The sequence below is a fragment of the Amycolatopsis rubida genome (assembly GCF_900115345.1).
Lineage (GTDB): Bacteria > Actinomycetota > Actinomycetes > Mycobacteriales > Pseudonocardiaceae > Amycolatopsis > Amycolatopsis rubida.
This window is the reverse complement of sequence record NZ_FOWC01000012.1, coordinates 202,884-217,941: the sequence shown is the minus strand read 5'-3', so window position 1 is coordinate 217,941 and position 15,058 is coordinate 202,884. Positions and strand designations below refer to the sequence as shown.

Genomic DNA, 15,058 nt, shown 5'->3' with positions numbered 1-15,058 from the left:
GCCGCACGGCTCAGTTCGGGATCGGGTCGCCTGCCTTCAACCGCGGCTTCGGGACCCGCAGCTTGCGGATCTGGCTCGCCCGGACGAAGGCGTACCAGCCGACGCCGCGGGTCGCCGTCGACGGCTCCTTCGGGAAGCGTTCGCGGACCAGCTTCGAGATCTTGCGGCCGTTCACGAAGCCCTCGATGGCCATGACCAGCAGCATCGCCATGCAGACCAGGGTGATGTACTGCTGCACCGCCGGCGCGGGCACCAGCAGCGCGAGGAACACCAGGATCGCCAGCGGCATGAACAGGCCGAGGATGTTGCGCCGGGAGTCGACCAGGTCGCGCACGTACGCCTTGACCGGGCCCTTGTCGCGCGGCGGCAGGTACTTGTCGTCGCCGGACATCATCCGCTCGCGGCGGACGCGGGCGGCCTCCTTGCGGTCTTCCTTGCTGACCGGATTGGCCTTGCGCAGCTCTTTGTTGCGCTTCATCGCCTCGCGCATGGAGGTGGGCGGCGCCGCGACCGGCCCGCGCCTGCGTCCTTCGGCCTCGCGCCGCTTGGGCGTCGCCTTGCCCTTTCCCGGCGTGTACGACTTGCTCGTGGCCTGGGAATCGACAACGGCGGTCTCGGCCGCGGAGTCGTCGGCGGCGGGGTCAGTGGTGCTTCGGCGCAGGAACCTCACCTCACCAGGGTATTGCAGCCGTCACGACGTTGTTCACCAGGTCGTTCCATATGCGACGATGGAGGGGAACAGATCGGGCGAGTCCCGTGTTGTGCCTAGGACACGAGATGTACCCGCAGCGAGTTCGACCAAAGAGGGAGTGCCATGACGACCGCTGAGCAGACCGGTGCGGCTGCGGCCGAGACCGCCGAGGAGACCCACGGCGTGACGTTGACCGACGCCGCGGCCGCCAAGGCGAAGGCGCTGCTCGAACAGGAGGGCCGCGACGACATGCACCTGCGCATCGCCGTGCAGCCCGGCGGCTGCGCGGGCTTGCGCTACCAGCTGTTCTTCGACGAGCGCACGCTCGACGGCGACCTGTTCCGCGACTTCGACGGCCTCCAGGTCGCCGTGGACCGGATGAGCGCGCCGTACGTGTCCGAGGCCGTGATCGACTTCGTCGACACCATCGAGAAGCAGGGCTTCACGATCGACAACCCGAACGCCACGGGTTCCTGCGCCTGCGGCGACAGCTTCCACTGAACCCAGAGCTGAAACAGGCCCCGGCGCGGCCGCGCCGGGGCCTGTTTGCGTTTTCCGGCGCGGACGCCGTTCACCTGCTGCCGAGCGTTCGCGGGCTCAGACGTACGCGTCGAGATCGGCGACCTGCGCGTGGCAGGCGTCGTCGACCGTCCACGGCCGGGCGGTCCTGGGCCGGGGCAGCCGGGCCTGGCCGGCGGGGCGCTCGGGCCGCAGCGCGGACGGGAGGTGGGCGCAGTCGGCGATCAGGTCGCCGAGGGTTTCCGGTTCGGTCGCGAGGTTCACGAACGTCACGCTATTCAGCCGGACTTGAACGGGAAACGAGTACCGGCCGGTAGTGTCGGAACGTGGCGCGGAAACTACCCGGAAGGGTCATGACCAGCGGGTAACTTGCGTCAGGGCGCGAAAACGACAGCTCATCCACCCCGTGAGGAGAACCGGTGGCAGACAAGCCCAGGATCGCCGTGTCCGGCAGCATCGCGACGGACCATCTGATGCACTTCCCGGGGAGGTTCGCCGAGCAGCTCGTCGCCGAGCAGCTGCACCGGGTGTCGCTGAGCTTCCTCGCCGACGACCTCGTCGTGCGCCGCGGCGGCATCGGCGCGAACATCGCGTTCGGCCTCGGCGTGCTCGGCGTGCAGCCGGTGCTCGTCGGAGCCGTCGGCCAGGACTGGGCGGACTACCAGTCGTGGCTGCAGCGGCACGGCGTGGACACCGCGGGCGTGCTGGTGTCCGAGGTCGCGCACACCGCGCGCTTCGTGTGCACCACCGACGAGGACATGTGCCAGATCGCGACGTTCTACGCGGGCGCGATGGCGGAGTCCCGCAATATCGAGATGGGGCCGATTTCGGACCGGGTCGGCGGGCTCGGGCTCGTGCTGATCAGCCCGGACGATCCTGAGGGCATGGTCCGGCACGCTCAGGAGTGCCGTCAGCGGGGGTACACCTTCGCGGTCGACCCGTCGCAGCAGCTGGCCCGGATGGACGGGGCGCAGGTGCGGTCGTTCGTCGAGGGGGCCAAGTACCTGTTCAGCAACGACTACGAGTGGGAGTTGCTGCTGCAGAAGACCGGCTGGACCGAGGCCGATGTGCTGGAGCGGGTCGGGCTGCGGATCACCACGCTGGGGGAGAAGGGCGTGGAGATCGTCGGGCGGGACGGGACCGCGCTGCAGATCGGGGCGGTTCCGGAGCGCGGGAAGGCCGATCCCACTGGGGTTGGGGACGGGTTCCGGGCCGGGTTCCTCGCGGCGATCGACGGCGGGCTCAGTTTGGAGCGGGCCGCGCAGTTGGGGTGTTTGATCGCGGTGCTGGTTTTGGAGACGGTGGGGACGCAGGAGTGGACGCTGGAGCGGGCTGAGGCGTTGGGGCGGTTGCGGGAGGCGTTCGGGCCGGAGGCTGCCGAGGAGATCGCGGCGGTTCTGCCTGCTTGACCGGGCCTGCTCGTCGCCTGGCGGCGACCTTGCGCCCGATCGCTTGCGGGCACCCCGAAGCTGATGGTGCTGACGGACGGCGGGTGCTCGTCAAGGCGGGAAAGATGCCTTGACAAGCACCCGCCGTCCGCATTCGGGCTTCGGATCGGGGTGCGGGTGGTATGGGTGCCTGGTTTGGTGGGTGCGCTGGTGTGGTTTCAGGGCCGTGAGGGGAACCCTGAGGGAATCAGATTTCCCCTCACCTGCGGTCAGAGCTTGACGGGGTAGGCCGGTTCCGGGATTTCCGGCTTGATGCGGTGTTCCACGAAGATGCCGTGCCACAGCATGAAGACCAGCAGAGCCCAGAGCTGGCGGCTGCGGTCCAGCTGGCCCTCCTTGTGCTCGTCCAGCAGGCGGAGCACGGCGGTTTTGTCCAGCAGCTCGTCGGTCTTCGAGTCGTTGATGATGCCGCGGGCCCAGTCGTGCATCTCGTTGCGCAGCCACAGCCGGATCGGCACGGGGAAGCCCAGTTTCTTCCGGTTCAGCACGTGGCCGGGGATGATCTTCGCCAGGGCCTGGCGCAGCGCGTACTTCGTGGTGCCGTGGGCGAGTTTCTGGTCCAGCGGGATCGAAGCGGCGACCTTGAACACCTCGGCGTCGAGGAACGGCACCCGCAGCTCCAGCGAGTTCGCCATGGTGACCTTGTCCGCCTTGACCAGGATGTCGCCGCGCAGCCAGGTGAACAAATCCACGTGCTGCATGCGGGCCACCGGGTCCCAGCCGCGGGACACCTCGTACCAGGGGTCGGTGACGTCCTTGAAGCCGACGTCTTCCTGGTAGGTCCGCAGCACGGCGCGCAGCTGCTCGTCGCGGAAGTTGCGGGCGTTGCCGTAGTAGCGGTCTTCCAGCGGGAGCGCGCCGCGGCGCAGCAGGTCCTTGCCGCGGGTGCCCTCCGGGATCTTCGTGGACACCTTGCCCAGCAGTTTCCGCACGCCGCCGGGGATCTTCTCGAACGGAGCCAGCGAGATCGGCTCGCCGTAGATCGTGTAGCCGCCGAACAGCTCGTCCGCGCCTTCGCCGGACAGCACCGCCTTCACGTGCTTGCGCGCCTCGCGCGCGATGAACCACAGCGGGACCAGCGCCGGGTCGGCGACCGGGTCGTCCAGGTACCAGACGATGAGCGGCAGCGCTTCCATCATCTCGTCCGCCGACACCGTGCGGACCACGTGCTTCACGCCGATCGCGGCGGCCGATTCCGCGGCCACGTCCACCTCGGAGTAGCCCTCGCGCTCGAACCCGGTGGTGAACGCGATGAGGTTCGGGTTGTGCTCCTTGGCGAGCGTCGCGGTCGCGGTGGAGTCGATGCCGCCGGAGAGGAACGCGCCGACCGTGACGTCCGGGTCGGAGATCATGTGCTTGCCGACCGAGTCGCGCATCACATCGGCGATGCGCTCGTACAGCGCCTCGGCCTCGGCGGGGCCGTTCACCGGCTTCGCGGCGAACTTCGGGTGGAAGTAGCGGGTGAACTCGGGCTTCCCGCCCGGCGAGAGCCGGAACGAGGTGCCGGACTCGACGCGGCGGATCGCGGTGTGCAGCGACTCCGGCTCCGGCGCGTACTGCAGGACCAGGTAGTGCTGCAGGGCCGTGCGGTCCAGCTCCTGCGCGACGCCGAGCGTGTCCGACAGCTCCAGCAGGCTCTTCTTCTCGCTGGAGAACGCGGTGCCCTTCGGGCCTTCGCTGTAGTAGAGCGGTTTGATCCCGAACGGGTCGCGCGCGCCGAAAACGACCTTTTCCGCCGAATCCCAGATCAGGAACGCGAACATGCCGCGCAGTTTTTCGACCGCTTTGTCCCCGAGGTAGTGATAAGCCGCGACGATCGCCTCGCCGTCGCCTTCAGTGGCGAACTTCGCACCGAATTCTTCGGCGAGCTCGTCGCGCAGTTCGCGGTAGTTGTAGATCTCGCCGTTGAAGTTCAGCGTGTACCGGCCGGGAGCCTCCGGCGGGCCCCACACCAGCGGCTGGTGCGCGTGGTCGACGTCGATGAAGGCGAGCCGGTTGAAGCCGTACACGACCTCGGCGTCCGCCCAGGTGTCCTGCTCGTCAGGGCCGCGGTGGCGCTGGCAGCGCATCGCCGCGCCGACGCTCTCCCGGGCGTTCGAGGCGTCGTTTTCGGTCGCGCAGATCAGTCCAAGCAGGCCGCACACGTGTACTCACACACCTCAGGGTCGGGCCGGTCCGGGGAAGGGCCCAGTATGCCGGGGCGGGGCGCCTCGCCCGGAACGCGGGTGACGCGTGGCGCAACTGGTCACCCCTTGGTCAGCGGGAGCGGCCAACTCGGCTAGGCTCCGCCTGTCACGAAGATCGGTCGAAGAAGGCCCGGTGTGAGAGGGCCTGTTGGGTGAAAGGGCAGGGCGCAGTGGGAAAACCAGAGCGCACCCCGGTGGGTAAGCGGGTCGGGCGTGTCGCCGCGCTGGCCGTGCTGGTGGCGCTGACCGCGACGGGCTGCTCGGGAGACGAGATCCTCCGCTTCGGCTGGCCCAAGGGCGTCACGCCGCAAGCCGACCAGATGCGCACCCTCTGGACGTGGACGGTCGTCGCGGCGCTCGTCGTCGGCGCGATCGTGTGGGCCCTGATCTTCTGGACCGCGATCTTCCACCGCAAGAAGAAGGGCGCGGCCGCCGAGGGCCCCGAGGACCTGCCCCGGCAGTTCCAGTACAACATCCCGCTGGAGATCTTCACGGTCGTCCTGCCGACGATCATGGTCTGCGTGCTGTTCTTCTTCACCGCGACGACCGAGAGCAAGGTCCTCGACAAGAAGCCGAACCCGGACGTCGTGGTCGACGTGATCGCCTTCCAGTGGAACTGGGAGTTCAAGTACGAGGGCGAGAACGCCAAGCGCGCCGACGGCACCCAGGTGAGCACCGTCGGCTCCTCCGGCGAGATCCCGCTGCTCGTGCTGCCGACGAACAAGACCATCGAGTACCGGCTCCGCTCGACGGACGTCATCCACTCGTTCTGGGTCCCGGAGTTCAACTTCAAGCGCGACGTGATGCCGGATCCGGAGAAGAACAACCAGGACAGCTCGTTCCAGAACTCGATCGACCGCGAGGGCTCGTTCGTCGGCCGCTGCGCCGAGCTGTGCGGGACGTACCATTCGGTGATGAACTTCGAGGTGCGGGCCTTGTCCCCGGACAAGTACGACCAGTACCTCAAGCTGCGCACCGAGACGAACCCGAAGACCGGCAAGCCGAACAGCGCGGCCGAGGCGCTGGCGTCGATGAACTGCGGCGAGCTGTGCAGCCCGTTCGCGGTGACCACGAAGCCGTTCAACACCGACCGCACCGCGCGCACCGCGTCCAACTGACGGCGAACCCAGAGGAGTAGGGGACCAATCCCATGAAGGTCGAAGCCCGGATTTTCTACATGGTGGCGGGATTCGCCGTCCTCATGACCGCCGTTTACTGGGTCATGACCGCGCTCTTCACGACCGACCAGAAGGCCGAGCCGGTCGGCATCGTCGCGCTGTTCCTGACCGGCGGCCTCGCGTTCCTCGCCGGCAGCTACATGCAGTTCGTGTCCCGCCGGATCGAAGAGCGCCCGGAGGACCGCGAGGACGCCGAGATCAGCGACGGCGCGGGCGAGCTGGGCTTCTTCAGCCCGGGCAGCTACTGGCCGGTCGCGCTGGCCGCGGCGGCCGGGCTGGCCGGCCTCGCCCTCGCGTTCTTCCACATCTGGCTGCTCGTGATGGCGATCGTGGCCCTGCTCATCGCCGTGGGCGGGCTGGTGTTCGAGTACCACACCGGTCCCGAGCACGACTGAGTTTTTCCGCTTCACCGCGACGCCCGGCTGGGAATTTCCGGCCGGGCGTCGCGCGTATCCGCCTTGGCGCGCTGCGGAGCGAGCGCCGCGGCGAGCACCGCCAGCATCCCCAGGCCCTCCGGCCAGGTGAGCCGGTGGCCGAACGCCAGCATGTCCACCACGACCGCGACCACCGGGTACAGGTAGGACAGCAGCGCCACCGTCGTGGTCGGCAGCTTGCCGATGCTGGCGTACATCAGCACGTACATCACCGCGGTGTGCACTGTGCCCAGCAGCAGGAGCCACAGCAGTCCCGGAGCCGAGCTCGGCAGCGGAGTGAAAATCAGCGCGGGGGCGAGCACGATCGCGCCGACCGTCAGCTGCACCGCCGCGAGCAAATGCGGCCGGATGTGCTTGAGCTGCTTCGCGATGAAGGACGCACCGGCGTAGAGCAGGGCCGCGCCGAGCGCGAGCGCGATCCCGGCGAACCGCACGGGTTGTCCGTCATCTCCTTGTGCGGAAAGGGAAATCACCATAACTCCGGCGAAAGCCACGCACGCGCGCAGGAGGTGCGAGCGGCCGACTTTCTCGCCGAGGAACATCGCCGCCATGCCGACCAGGATCAGCGGTTGGGTGTGGTAGACGACGGTGCTGACGCCGATGGACGACAGCGAGTAGGACGCGAACAGCAGCACCCAGTTGCCGACCAGCAGCAGGCCGCCGGCGACAGCGAGCAGCAGGTCGCGGCGGGCCGGCCGCCAGTCGCGGAACCAGCCTCGGGCCAGGGACCACCCGACCAGCAGGACACCGCCGACGAGGCAGCGGGCGAAGGCCACCGCCGGGGCGGCCGCGCCGCTTTCGAGCACGACCGCGCCGATCGTGCCGGACAACGCCATCGCCGCGGACCACTGCAGGACCGGGCGGGATTCGGGGTTCTTCATGCGACCCAGATTCGTCGCGGCGGTTCCGCTCAACCAGTGTCAGAGATGACAATGACCGCACAACTTGTGACATGCTGGGTCGCATGGACGTGCACCGGGTCGCCGTGCTGCTCGCGGACCGGGTTTCGCCGTTCGAGCTGGGGGTCGCGTGCGAGGTGTTCGGCACCGACCGCAGCGCGGACGGCATGCCCGGCTGGGACTTCGGCGTGTGCTCGCCGGGCGGGGCGGAGGTGGCCAGCTGGTCCGGATTCGGCCTCGCCGGACTGCGCGATCTCGACTTCGCGGCGTCGGCGGATTTGGTGATTGTGCCCACCCAGGCGCCGCGGACCGCGCCGCCGCCGGAGCCATTGCTGGACGCCTTGCGCGCTGCGCGGGAACGCGGCGCGTGGGTGGCGGGGTTCTGCGCGGGAGTGTTTTCGCTCGGTTACGCGGGACTGCTGGCCGGCCGTCGCTGCACGGTGCACTGGATCTACGAGCCGGAATTCCGCCGCCTGTTTCCCGCCGCGGAAGTAGATCCCCAAGCCCTCTATGCGGACGACGACGGCGTGTTCACCAGCGCTGGGACGGTCGCCGCGGTGGATCTGTGCCTGCACCTGGTGCGGCGCTTGCGCGGAGTCGCGGCGGCGACGGCACTGGCCCGGCGGATGGTGGCCGCTCCGCACCGCGCCGGCGGGCAGGCGCAGTTCGTGCAGGCCCCAGTGCCCGCGACGGCCGCTCCGGACGACGCGGTGGTCGCCGAAGCGCTCGAATGGGTGGAACGGCGGTTGGACCAGCCGTTCACGGTCGCGGAGCTGGCTCGCCGCAGCGGATTGGGGGAGCGGACGTTCCTGCGCCGCTTCTCCGCCGCGACCGGAACGACTCCGCATCGCTGGCTGACCGAACGCCGCCTCGACCGGGCGCAGGCGCTGCTGGAGGAGGGCTCGCTTTCAGTGGAGGACATCGCGGTGGCCTGCGGTTACACCTCCGCGGCTGCGCTGCGGCACCAGTTCTCGCGGCTGCGCTCTACCACGCCCAGCGCATACCGGACCGCTTTCCGTCCGTGAGGGGAACCCTGCGGGAATCAGATTCCCGCAGGGTTCCCCTCACGGACGTCCACCGAGGCAGGCCGCGCTCGCTGGCCGAGGCGAACTTCGGGCAGCGCGGACGGTCAGCGATCAGCCGAGGAGAACGCGATCCACCGGTCCAGCAGCGCCGCTGCCGCACCGCTGTCGATGGCCTGGCGTGCTTGGTCCAGCCCGGCCGCCAAGTCGTCTTCGAGCGAACCGGAGAAGCCCGCGAAGGCGGCCAGCGCGGCGGCGGCGTTCAGCGCCACCGCGTCGCGCACCGGACCGGTCTTGCCGCTGACCAGTTCCCGGACGACCTCGGCGTTCGCCGCGGCGTCGCCGCCGCGCAGGTCCTCCGCCGTGGCGCGCGGGATGTCGAGCGACTGCGGGTCGAAGGAGCGTTCCGTCACCGTGCCGCCGGAGACCACCAGCACCGACGTCGTCGTGGTGGTGGTGATCTCGTCCAGCCCGTCGTCGCCGCGGGCCACCAGCACCGACATCCCGCGTTCGGCGAAAATCTCCGCCAGGGCACGGGTTTTGTCCGCGTACGCACAGCCGATCAGGGCACTTCGCGGCTGCGCCGGGTTGGTCAGCGGGCCCAGCAGGTTGAACGTGGTCGGCACGCCCAGTTCGCGCCGCGGCGGGCCGGTGTGCCGGAACGCCGGGTGGAACGCCGGGGCGAAGCAGAACCCGATGCCGATCTCCTCGAGCGACGCGAGCACCGCTTCCGGCGGCAGGTCGATCTTCACGCCGAGGGTTTCCAGCACGTCGGCCGCGCCGGACTTCGACGACGCGCTCCGGTTGCCGTGCTTGGCCACCGGAGCGCCCGCCGCCGCCGTCACGATCGTCGCCATCGTGGAGATGTTCACCGAGTTCGACCGGTCGCCCCCGGTGCCGACGATGTCCACCGCGGGACGGCTCAGCGTGATCCGCCGGGCGTGCGCCAGCATCGCGTCGGCCATGCCGGAGATCTCCGCGGGCGTTTCGCCCTTGGCGCGCAGCGCGACCGCGAAGCCGCCGATCTGCGCCTGCCCGGCGCTGCCGGACATGATCTGGTCCATCGCCCACGCCGTGTCCTCCGCGGACAGGTTCTCGCCGGCGATGAGCCGGGTGAGCAGCGCGGGCCAGGTGTGCGGGGTGGCGCCCACCGGGCTCAGCCGCCGTTGACGGCGGGGACCCGCCCGGCGCGCAGCACGCCGGCGACGGTTTCCGCCGCGGTCAGCGGGTCGAGCGGGTGCACCAGCACGGCGTCGGCCAGCGCCCAGGTGGCGAGCCATCGGTCGTCCCGGCGGCGGACGGCCACGATGATCGGCGGGCAGTCGTCGATCTCGTGCTTGAGCTGGCGGGTCAGGCCGATGCCGCCGGTCGGCTGCGCCTCGCCGTCGAGGATCGCGAGGTCGACCGAGCCCGCGTCCATTTCGGCGAGCACGTCGGCGATGCCGGCCGCCTCGACCCACTCGACGCGGCCGAGGTCGGCCGCCGGGCGCCTGCCGACGGCGTTCATGATCGCCTCGCGGACCTCGGCCTTGTGGCTGAACACCAGGATCCGCTGGGACTGCTCGCTCATTGAGCACGCCTCCGTCTCGTCACGGGTGGAACAGCCGCGATCGTATCCGCCGAGACGCATCTCACGCGGACGCGGTGGGCGAGTCACCCGGTTGCCGCGCCTCCCAGCCCGGAGCGTCGCCGCCGAGCCGCTGCGCCAGACCGGCCATCCGGGACCGTTCCTGGGCGCAGTGCAGGGCGTCCAGCACCTGCACCCGCCGGGCGTGCGCCAGCACCCGGTCGCCGTCGCGGCTTTGTTCGCGCAGGTCGTAGCCGTCCTGCGCGAGAATCGCCGCCGCCTCCTCGATCCGGTCCGCCGGAAGGAGCAGGTGATGGACGAGGACCGCGGGCGCTTCGCTTGCCCAGCCGGGTGATTCGGCGAGCACCGCCGAATCCGCGACGGCCGGATCGAACGCCGAAACGACGGTCGCCAGACCGGGCGCGTCCGGGTCGAGAACCGCTTCTTCGGGCTTTCTCACCAGGTCACGGAGCTTCTCCAGCCAACTCACGAGTAACTCCTTCCGCCGCTGGTCCGCGTCGCGCGCGCGGGTGTGACGCGAAGCTCCCACGACCCGCCGCAGACCCGGCGGGCGGGGTGCGGTCGCGGGAGGACATAATGCGATTCGTGACAACGGCAGCTCCCACCATCAGCCAGCGGGTCCACTCGCTGAACCGGCCGAACATGGTCAGTGTCGGCACCGTCGTGTGGCTGTCCAGCGAACTGATGTTCTTCGCCGGACTGTTCGCCATGTTCTTCACCGTCAAGGCGCAGAACCCGGCCGGGGCGTCCTGGCCGCCGCCGTTGCACGGCGAGGAGTTCCACCTCAACGTCGCGTACGCGATCCCGTTCACGGTGATCCTCGTGCTGTCGTCGCTGACCTGCCAGTTCGGCGTGTTCGCCGCGGAGCGGGGCGACGTCTACGGCCTGCGCCGCTGGTACATCGTGACGCTGATCATGGGCGCGATCTTCGTGTTCGGGCAGGCGAACGAGTACCACAACCTGGTCGAGGAGGGGCTCACGATCCCGTCCGGCCCGTTCGGCACGGTGTTCTACCTCGCGACCGGTTTCCACGGCCTGCACGTGATCGGCGGGCTCATCGCCTTCGTGTTCCTGCTGGTCCGCACGAAGCTCAGCAAGTTCACTCCGGCGCAGGCCACCTCGGCGATCGTCGTGTCGTACTACTGGCACTTCGTCGACATCGTGTGGGTCGGCCTCTTCGCGGTGATCTACATCCTTCCCTGATCTCCGCACCGCCCACCACAAAACGGCCTGAACTGACAGCAAGGGTTGCCGCAAGATGACCACCAGCACCAAATCCTCGGAGCGCCGGTTCCGCGCGCGCTCGAAGATGCGCAGGCGCCTCGCGGGCGTGCTCGCACTCGGCGTCGCCCTGGTGGGGGCCGGCGCCCTGTACGCCGTCTTCGCCCCGGAACCGCAGACCGCGCAGGCACAGGGCGACCCGGCGCTGCTGCGTCAGGGCGAGCAGGTCTACAACAACACCTGCATCGAATGCCACGGCGCGAACCTGGAGGGCGTCAAGGACCGCGGTCCGAGCCTCATCGGCATCGGCGACGCGGCCGTCTACTTCCAGACTTCCTCCGGCCGGATGCCCGCGGCGCGCCAGGAGGCGCAGGCCGCCCGCAAGCCGCCGAAGCTGACCCCGAGCGAGATCGACGCGGTCGGCGCCTACGTGCAGGCACACGGCGGCGGAGCGCAGCGCCCGGCGGAGCGCGGCGAGGCGCTGCGCGGCAACGACCCGGCGCGCGGCGGCGAGCTGTTCCGGCTCAACTGCGCGTCGTGCCACAACTTCACCGGCCGCGGGGGCGCGCTGTCGGCGGGCAAGTACGCGCCGCCGCTCGACCCGGCCACCGAGGAGCAGATCTACGACGCGATGCTCACCGGGCCGCAGAACATGCCGAAGTTCTCCGACCGCCAGCTCAGCGCGGAGGAGAAGAAGGACATCATCGCCTACGTCAAGTCGGTGTCCGACGGCAACAACGACCCGGGCGGCAACGGTCTCGGCGGGGTCGGCCCCGCCTCCGAAGGCGTCATCGCCTTCGTCGTCGGAATCGCCGCGCTCGTCGGCATTACGCTGTGGATTGGATCGAAGGCATGAGTGCCGAAGGGCCCAAGCCGCCCTCGGAGGCGGAGCTGGCTGAGATGGACCGCGACGAGCTGCTCAAGCTCGGCGGTCAGCTGGACGGCGTCGAAATCGTCGACTACCCGGAGCCGTGGCCGGTCGAGGGCACCCGCGCGGAGCGGCGCGCGCAGCGCCTCGTCGCGTTCTGGTTCGCCCTGTCCGCGCTCGCCGGGCTGGCGTTCGTGGTCGTGATGGCCTGGCCGAAGTGGTGGGAGTACAAGGACCCGAGCGACCCGAGCGGGCACTCGACCTACAGCCTCTACACCCCGGCGCTCGGCGTCACGCTCGGTCTCGCGGTGCTGTCGCTCGGCATCGGCGTGATCCTCTACACCAAGAAGTTCGTCCCGCACGAGACCTCGGTGCAGCAGCGCAGCGACGGCCCGTCCGCGGAGGTCGACCGGGCCACCATCCTGGCCCACCTGGCCGACGCCGGGACCCGCAACGGCATCGCCCGCCGGTCGCTGATCAAGCGCACCGCCGGCGCGGGCGCGGGCGCACTCGGCCTCGCGGTGGCGGCCCTGCCGATCGCGTCCTTCATCAAGGACCCGTGGAAGGACACCGAGAACAAGGACGGCCTCTGGCACACCGGATGGCTGCCGAACTTCAAGGGCGAGAAGGTCTACCTGCGCCGCAACACCGGCAACCTCGAAGCCGACGTCAAGGAAGGCGTCGCGCTGGTCAAGGCCGAGGACCTCGACGCGGGCGCGATGGAGACGGTCTTCCCCTACCGCGAATCGGAGAAGGGCGACGAGAAGGCCCTGTCCGAGGCGCTGATGCGGGTCGACAACCCGGTCATGCTCATCCGGCTGCGCTCGACCGACGCCGCGCGCGTGGTCAAGCGCAAGGGCCAGGAGGACTTCAACTTCGGCGACTACTACGCGTACACGAAGATCTGCAGCCACGTCGGCTGCCCGACCTCGCTGTACGAACAGCGCACGAACCGCATCCTCTGCCCGTGCCACCAGTCGCAGTTCGACGCCCTGCACTACGCGAAGCCGATCTTCGGCCCGGCGACCCGTCCGCTCGCCCAGCTTCCGATCACGGTTGACGAAGAGGGATACTTGATCGCGAAGGGCGATTTCATCGAGGCCATCGGACCGGCCTTCTGGGAGCGTAAGTCATGAGTTCACTCACCACGCCGACCAAGGGCACGAGCGCACTCCAGAAGCACCTGGGCGAGGCCGCGGACAACGCGGACCAGCGGTACAAGCTGGCCAAGGGCCTGCGGCACCAGATGAACAAGGTGTTCCCGACCCACTGGTCCTTCCTGCTGGGCGAGATCGCGCTGTACAGCTTCATCGTCATCCTGCTGTCCGGGGTGTACCTGACGCTGTTCTTCGACCCCTCCATGCAGGAGGTCACCTACCACGGCAGCTTCACGAACATGCAGGGTATGCAAATGTCCCAGGCGTTCCGCACCACGCTGGACATTTCGTTCGACGTGCGCGGCGGCCTGTTCGTGCGGCAGCTGCACCACTGGGCGGCGCTGATCTTCGTCGCGTCGATGATGGTGCACATGCTCCGGATCTTCTTCACCGGCGCGTTCCGCAAGCCGCGTGAAGCGAACTGGGTCATCGGCGGCCTGCTGCTGATCCTGGGCATGTTCGAGGGCTTCTTCGGCTACTCGCTCCCGGACGACCTGCTGTCGGGCACCGGCATCCGCGCGACCCTGTCCGGCATCGTGCTGTCGGTGCCGGTGATCGGCACCTGGATCCACTGGGCGCTGTTCGGCGGGGAGTTCCCCGGCGACCAGATCATCCCCCGGCTCTACACGCTGCACATCCTGCTGGTCCCGGGCATCATGCTGGCGCTGATCGGCGCGCACCTGGCGCTGGTCTGGTACCAGAAGCACACCCAGTTCCCGGGCGTGCGGCGCAAGGAGACCAACGTCGTCGGCGTGCGGATCATGCCGTACTTCGCCCTCAAGGGCGGCGCGTTCTTCACCCTGGTCGTGGGCGTGCTGGCGCTGATGTCCGGCCTGTTCCAGATCAACCCGGTGTGGAACTTCGGGCCGTACAACCCGTCGATGGTGTCCGCGGGGTCCCAGCCGGACTTCTACATGGCCTGGGCCGACGGCATGCTCCGGATCTGGCCCGCCTGGGAGGTCTACCTCGGGAACTACACGATCCCGGCGGTGTTCTTCCCCGGCGCGATCGGGATGCCGATCCTGTTCGCGCTGCTGCTCGGATATCCGTTCCTGGAACGCAAGCTGTCCAAGGACAACGCGTCGCACAACCTGCTGCAGCGGCCGCGCGACGCACCGGTCCGCACCGCGCTGGGCATGATGGCGCTCGGGTTCTTCGCGGTGATCGAGCTGTCCGGCTTCAACGACATCATCGCCGACCAGTTCGACATCTCGCTGAACGCGACGACGTGGGCCGGGCGCATCGGCGTGCTGATCGTGCCGCCGCTGGCGTACTACTTCACCTACCGGATCTGCCTGGGCCTGCAGCGGTCCGACCGTGAGGTGCTGGAGCACGGCGTCGAGACCGGCATCATCAAGCGGCTGCCGCACGGCGAGTTCATCGAGATCCACCAGCCGCTGGGCGGCACGGACAGCCACGGCCACGCGATCCCGCTCGAATACCAGGGCGCGGCGGTGCCGAAGAAGATGAACAAGCTCGGCACCGCGGGCCACGCCGTCCCGGGTTCGATCTGGACGCCGGACCCGGCCGAGGAGAGCAAGGCGCTCGACCGGGCTCGCGGCAACGGCCACGGGAACGGGCACGGGAAGCTCGAAGGCACCGAGGAGTCGACCGAGGTCGGTTCCGGGCACTGAACCCCGGGGACTCCCGGGTCCCGCAGAACGCCGGAAGGCCCCTTCCTCATCGCGAGGGAGGGGCCTTCTTGCGGTGCTGGGCGGTTCTCCGAGCTGGATGCGGTCGTCCGTCTCGCCGGTCGGCCGGAAGCCCAGCTGCCGGGCAGAAGGGCCGGGAGCTGGGCTTTGCCGGGCAGCCAGCTGACCGTGACGGATTCGGCGTCGCGCTTCGGC

Annotated in this window: 16 protein-coding genes; 9 read left to right on the top strand and 7 right to left on the bottom strand. The window is 69.2% G+C overall.

Annotated elements, in window-relative coordinates:
- Window positions 1-10: 10 nt before the first annotated feature.
- Complete coding sequence (locus BM362_RS34970; RefSeq protein ID WP_067577966.1) at window positions 11-670, bottom strand: DUF3043 domain-containing protein; 660 nt, start codon at window positions 668-670, stop codon at window positions 11-13.
- 144 nt (window positions 671-814) lie between these two features.
- Between BM362_RS34970 and BM362_RS34965 the strand changes: the two genes are divergently transcribed.
- Entirely contained in the window at window positions 815-1,192 is a 378-nt protein-coding gene (locus tag BM362_RS34965; protein WP_037809530.1) for a HesB/IscA family protein, read from the top strand.
- Between the two features lie 96 nt (window positions 1,193-1,288).
- Here the strand turns inward: BM362_RS34965 and BM362_RS34960 are convergent, their stop codons facing one another.
- Entirely contained in the window at window positions 1,289-1,474 is a 186-nt protein-coding gene (locus BM362_RS34960) for a hypothetical protein (RefSeq protein ID WP_067578181.1), read from the bottom strand.
- A gap of 155 nt (window positions 1,475-1,629) precedes the next feature.
- Here BM362_RS34960 and BM362_RS34955 point away from each other — a divergent pair, with 155 nt between their 5' ends.
- The gene (locus tag BM362_RS34955) at window positions 1,630-2,619 is read left to right on the top strand and encodes a carbohydrate kinase family protein (RefSeq protein ID WP_093576065.1); all 990 of its coding nucleotides are present in this window, start codon (window positions 1,630-1,632) and stop codon (window positions 2,617-2,619) included.
- A gap of 248 nt (window positions 2,620-2,867) precedes the next feature.
- On the opposite strand, the gene asnB is transcribed toward BM362_RS34955, so the two are convergent.
- On the bottom strand, window positions 2,868-4,802 hold the full coding sequence (gene asnB, locus BM362_RS34950; RefSeq protein WP_093576064.1) for an asparagine synthase (glutamine-hydrolyzing): 1,935 nt from the start codon (window positions 4,800-4,802) through the stop codon (window positions 2,868-2,870).
- 212 nt (window positions 4,803-5,014) lie between these two features.
- Between asnB and ctaC the strand changes: the two genes are divergently transcribed.
- Together ctaC and BM362_RS34940 are read left to right on the top strand one after the other, a co-directional pair.
- A complete protein-coding gene (gene ctaC / locus BM362_RS34945; protein ID WP_067577962.1) occupies window positions 5,015-5,962 on the top strand; it encodes an aa3-type cytochrome oxidase subunit II in 948 nt (315 codons plus the stop codon).
- A 32-nt stretch (window positions 5,963-5,994) separates the two neighbouring features.
- The gene (locus BM362_RS34940; protein ID WP_037809532.1) at window positions 5,995-6,417 is read left to right on the top strand and encodes a cytochrome c oxidase subunit 4; all 423 of its coding nucleotides are present in this window, start codon (window positions 5,995-5,997) and stop codon (window positions 6,415-6,417) included.
- 11 nt (window positions 6,418-6,428) lie between these two features.
- Here BM362_RS34940 and BM362_RS34935 read toward each other — a convergent pair whose 3' ends face one another.
- Entirely contained in the window at window positions 6,429-7,337 is a 909-nt protein-coding gene (locus tag BM362_RS34935; RefSeq protein WP_208865425.1) for a DMT family transporter, read from the bottom strand.
- Between the two features lie 83 nt (window positions 7,338-7,420).
- On the opposite strand from BM362_RS34935, the gene BM362_RS34930 reads away from it, so the two are divergent.
- Window positions 7,421-8,380 carry a GlxA family transcriptional regulator gene (locus tag BM362_RS34930; RefSeq protein WP_093576062.1) on the top strand — a complete coding sequence of 320 codons (960 nt, stop codon included), beginning with the start codon at window positions 7,421-7,423 and terminating at the stop codon, window positions 8,378-8,380.
- A 104-nt stretch (window positions 8,381-8,484) separates the two neighbouring features.
- Here the strand turns inward: BM362_RS34930 and trpD are convergent, their stop codons facing one another.
- From trpD to BM362_RS34915, 3 genes are all read right to left on the bottom strand, one after another.
- Entirely contained in the window at window positions 8,485-9,528 is a 1,044-nt protein-coding gene (gene trpD / locus BM362_RS34925) for an anthranilate phosphoribosyltransferase (protein WP_198545206.1), read from the bottom strand.
- Window positions 9,529-9,533: 5 nt separating this feature from the next.
- On the bottom strand, window positions 9,534-9,947 hold the full coding sequence (locus tag BM362_RS34920; RefSeq protein WP_067577956.1) for a hypothetical protein: 414 nt from the start codon (window positions 9,945-9,947) through the stop codon (window positions 9,534-9,536).
- Window positions 9,948-10,008: 61 nt separating this feature from the next.
- Window positions 10,009-10,434 (bottom strand): ribonuclease E inhibitor RraB, encoded by a 426-nt coding sequence (locus BM362_RS34915; protein ID WP_067577954.1) that lies wholly within the window; start codon window positions 10,432-10,434, stop codon window positions 10,009-10,011.
- 107 nt (window positions 10,435-10,541) lie between these two features.
- Between BM362_RS34915 and ctaE the strand changes: the two genes are divergently transcribed.
- The 4 genes from ctaE to qcrB are packed head-to-tail and all read left to right on the top strand — an operon-like array spanning window position 10,542 to window position 14,845.
- Window positions 10,542-11,168: an aa3-type cytochrome oxidase subunit III gene (gene ctaE, locus BM362_RS34910; protein ID WP_067577952.1), complete on the top strand. Its 627-nt coding sequence runs from the start codon at window positions 10,542-10,544 to the stop codon at window positions 11,166-11,168.
- A gap of 55 nt (window positions 11,169-11,223) precedes the next feature.
- Window positions 11,224-12,042: a cytochrome bc1 complex diheme cytochrome c subunit gene (gene qcrC / locus BM362_RS34905; RefSeq protein ID WP_067577950.1), complete on the top strand. Its 819-nt coding sequence runs from the start codon at window positions 11,224-11,226 to the stop codon at window positions 12,040-12,042.
- Window positions 12,039-13,190, top strand: a complete 1,152-nt coding sequence (gene qcrA / locus BM362_RS34900; protein WP_093576061.1) for a cytochrome bc1 complex Rieske iron-sulfur subunit — start codon at window positions 12,039-12,041, stop codon at window positions 13,188-13,190. The genes qcrC and qcrA overlap by 4 nt, the downstream gene beginning before the upstream one ends.
- Window positions 13,187-14,845 carry a cytochrome bc1 complex cytochrome b subunit gene (gene qcrB, locus BM362_RS34895; RefSeq protein ID WP_067577947.1) on the top strand — a complete coding sequence of 553 codons (1,659 nt, stop codon included), beginning with the start codon at window positions 13,187-13,189 and terminating at the stop codon, window positions 14,843-14,845. The genes qcrA and qcrB overlap by 4 nt, the downstream gene beginning before the upstream one ends.
- The last annotated feature ends 213 nt before the right edge of the window (window positions 14,846-15,058 follow it).

What these genes read in the sequence shown, in the direction of transcription:
- qcrB (WP_067577947.1), top strand. Translation starts at nt 13,187, where the DNA reads ATGAGTTCACTCACCACGCCGACCAAGGGCACGAGCGCACTCCAGAAG.
- BM362_RS34930 (WP_093576062.1), top strand. Translation starts at nt 7,421, where the DNA reads ATGGACGTGCACCGGGTCGCCGTGCTGCTCGCGGACCGGGTTTCGCCG.
- BM362_RS34940 (WP_037809532.1), top strand. Translation starts at nt 5,995, where the DNA reads ATGAAGGTCGAAGCCCGGATTTTCTACATGGTGGCGGGATTCGCCGTC.
- ctaE (WP_067577952.1), top strand. Translation starts at nt 10,542, where the DNA reads ATGCGATTCGTGACAACGGCAGCTCCCACCATCAGCCAGCGGGTCCAC.
- qcrC (WP_067577950.1), top strand. Translation starts at nt 11,224, where the DNA reads ATGACCACCAGCACCAAATCCTCGGAGCGCCGGTTCCGCGCGCGCTCG.
- BM362_RS34965 (WP_037809530.1), top strand. Translation starts at nt 815, where the DNA reads ATGACGACCGCTGAGCAGACCGGTGCGGCTGCGGCCGAGACCGCCGAG.
- BM362_RS34920 (WP_067577956.1), bottom strand. Translation starts at nt 9,947, where the DNA reads ATGAGCGAGCAGTCCCAGCGGATCCTGGTGTTCAGCCACAAGGCCGAG.
- BM362_RS34935 (WP_208865425.1), bottom strand. Translation starts at nt 7,337, where the DNA reads ATGAAGAACCCCGAATCCCGCCCGGTCCTGCAGTGGTCCGCGGCGATG.
- qcrA (WP_093576061.1), top strand. Translation starts at nt 12,039, where the DNA reads ATGAGTGCCGAAGGGCCCAAGCCGCCCTCGGAGGCGGAGCTGGCTGAG.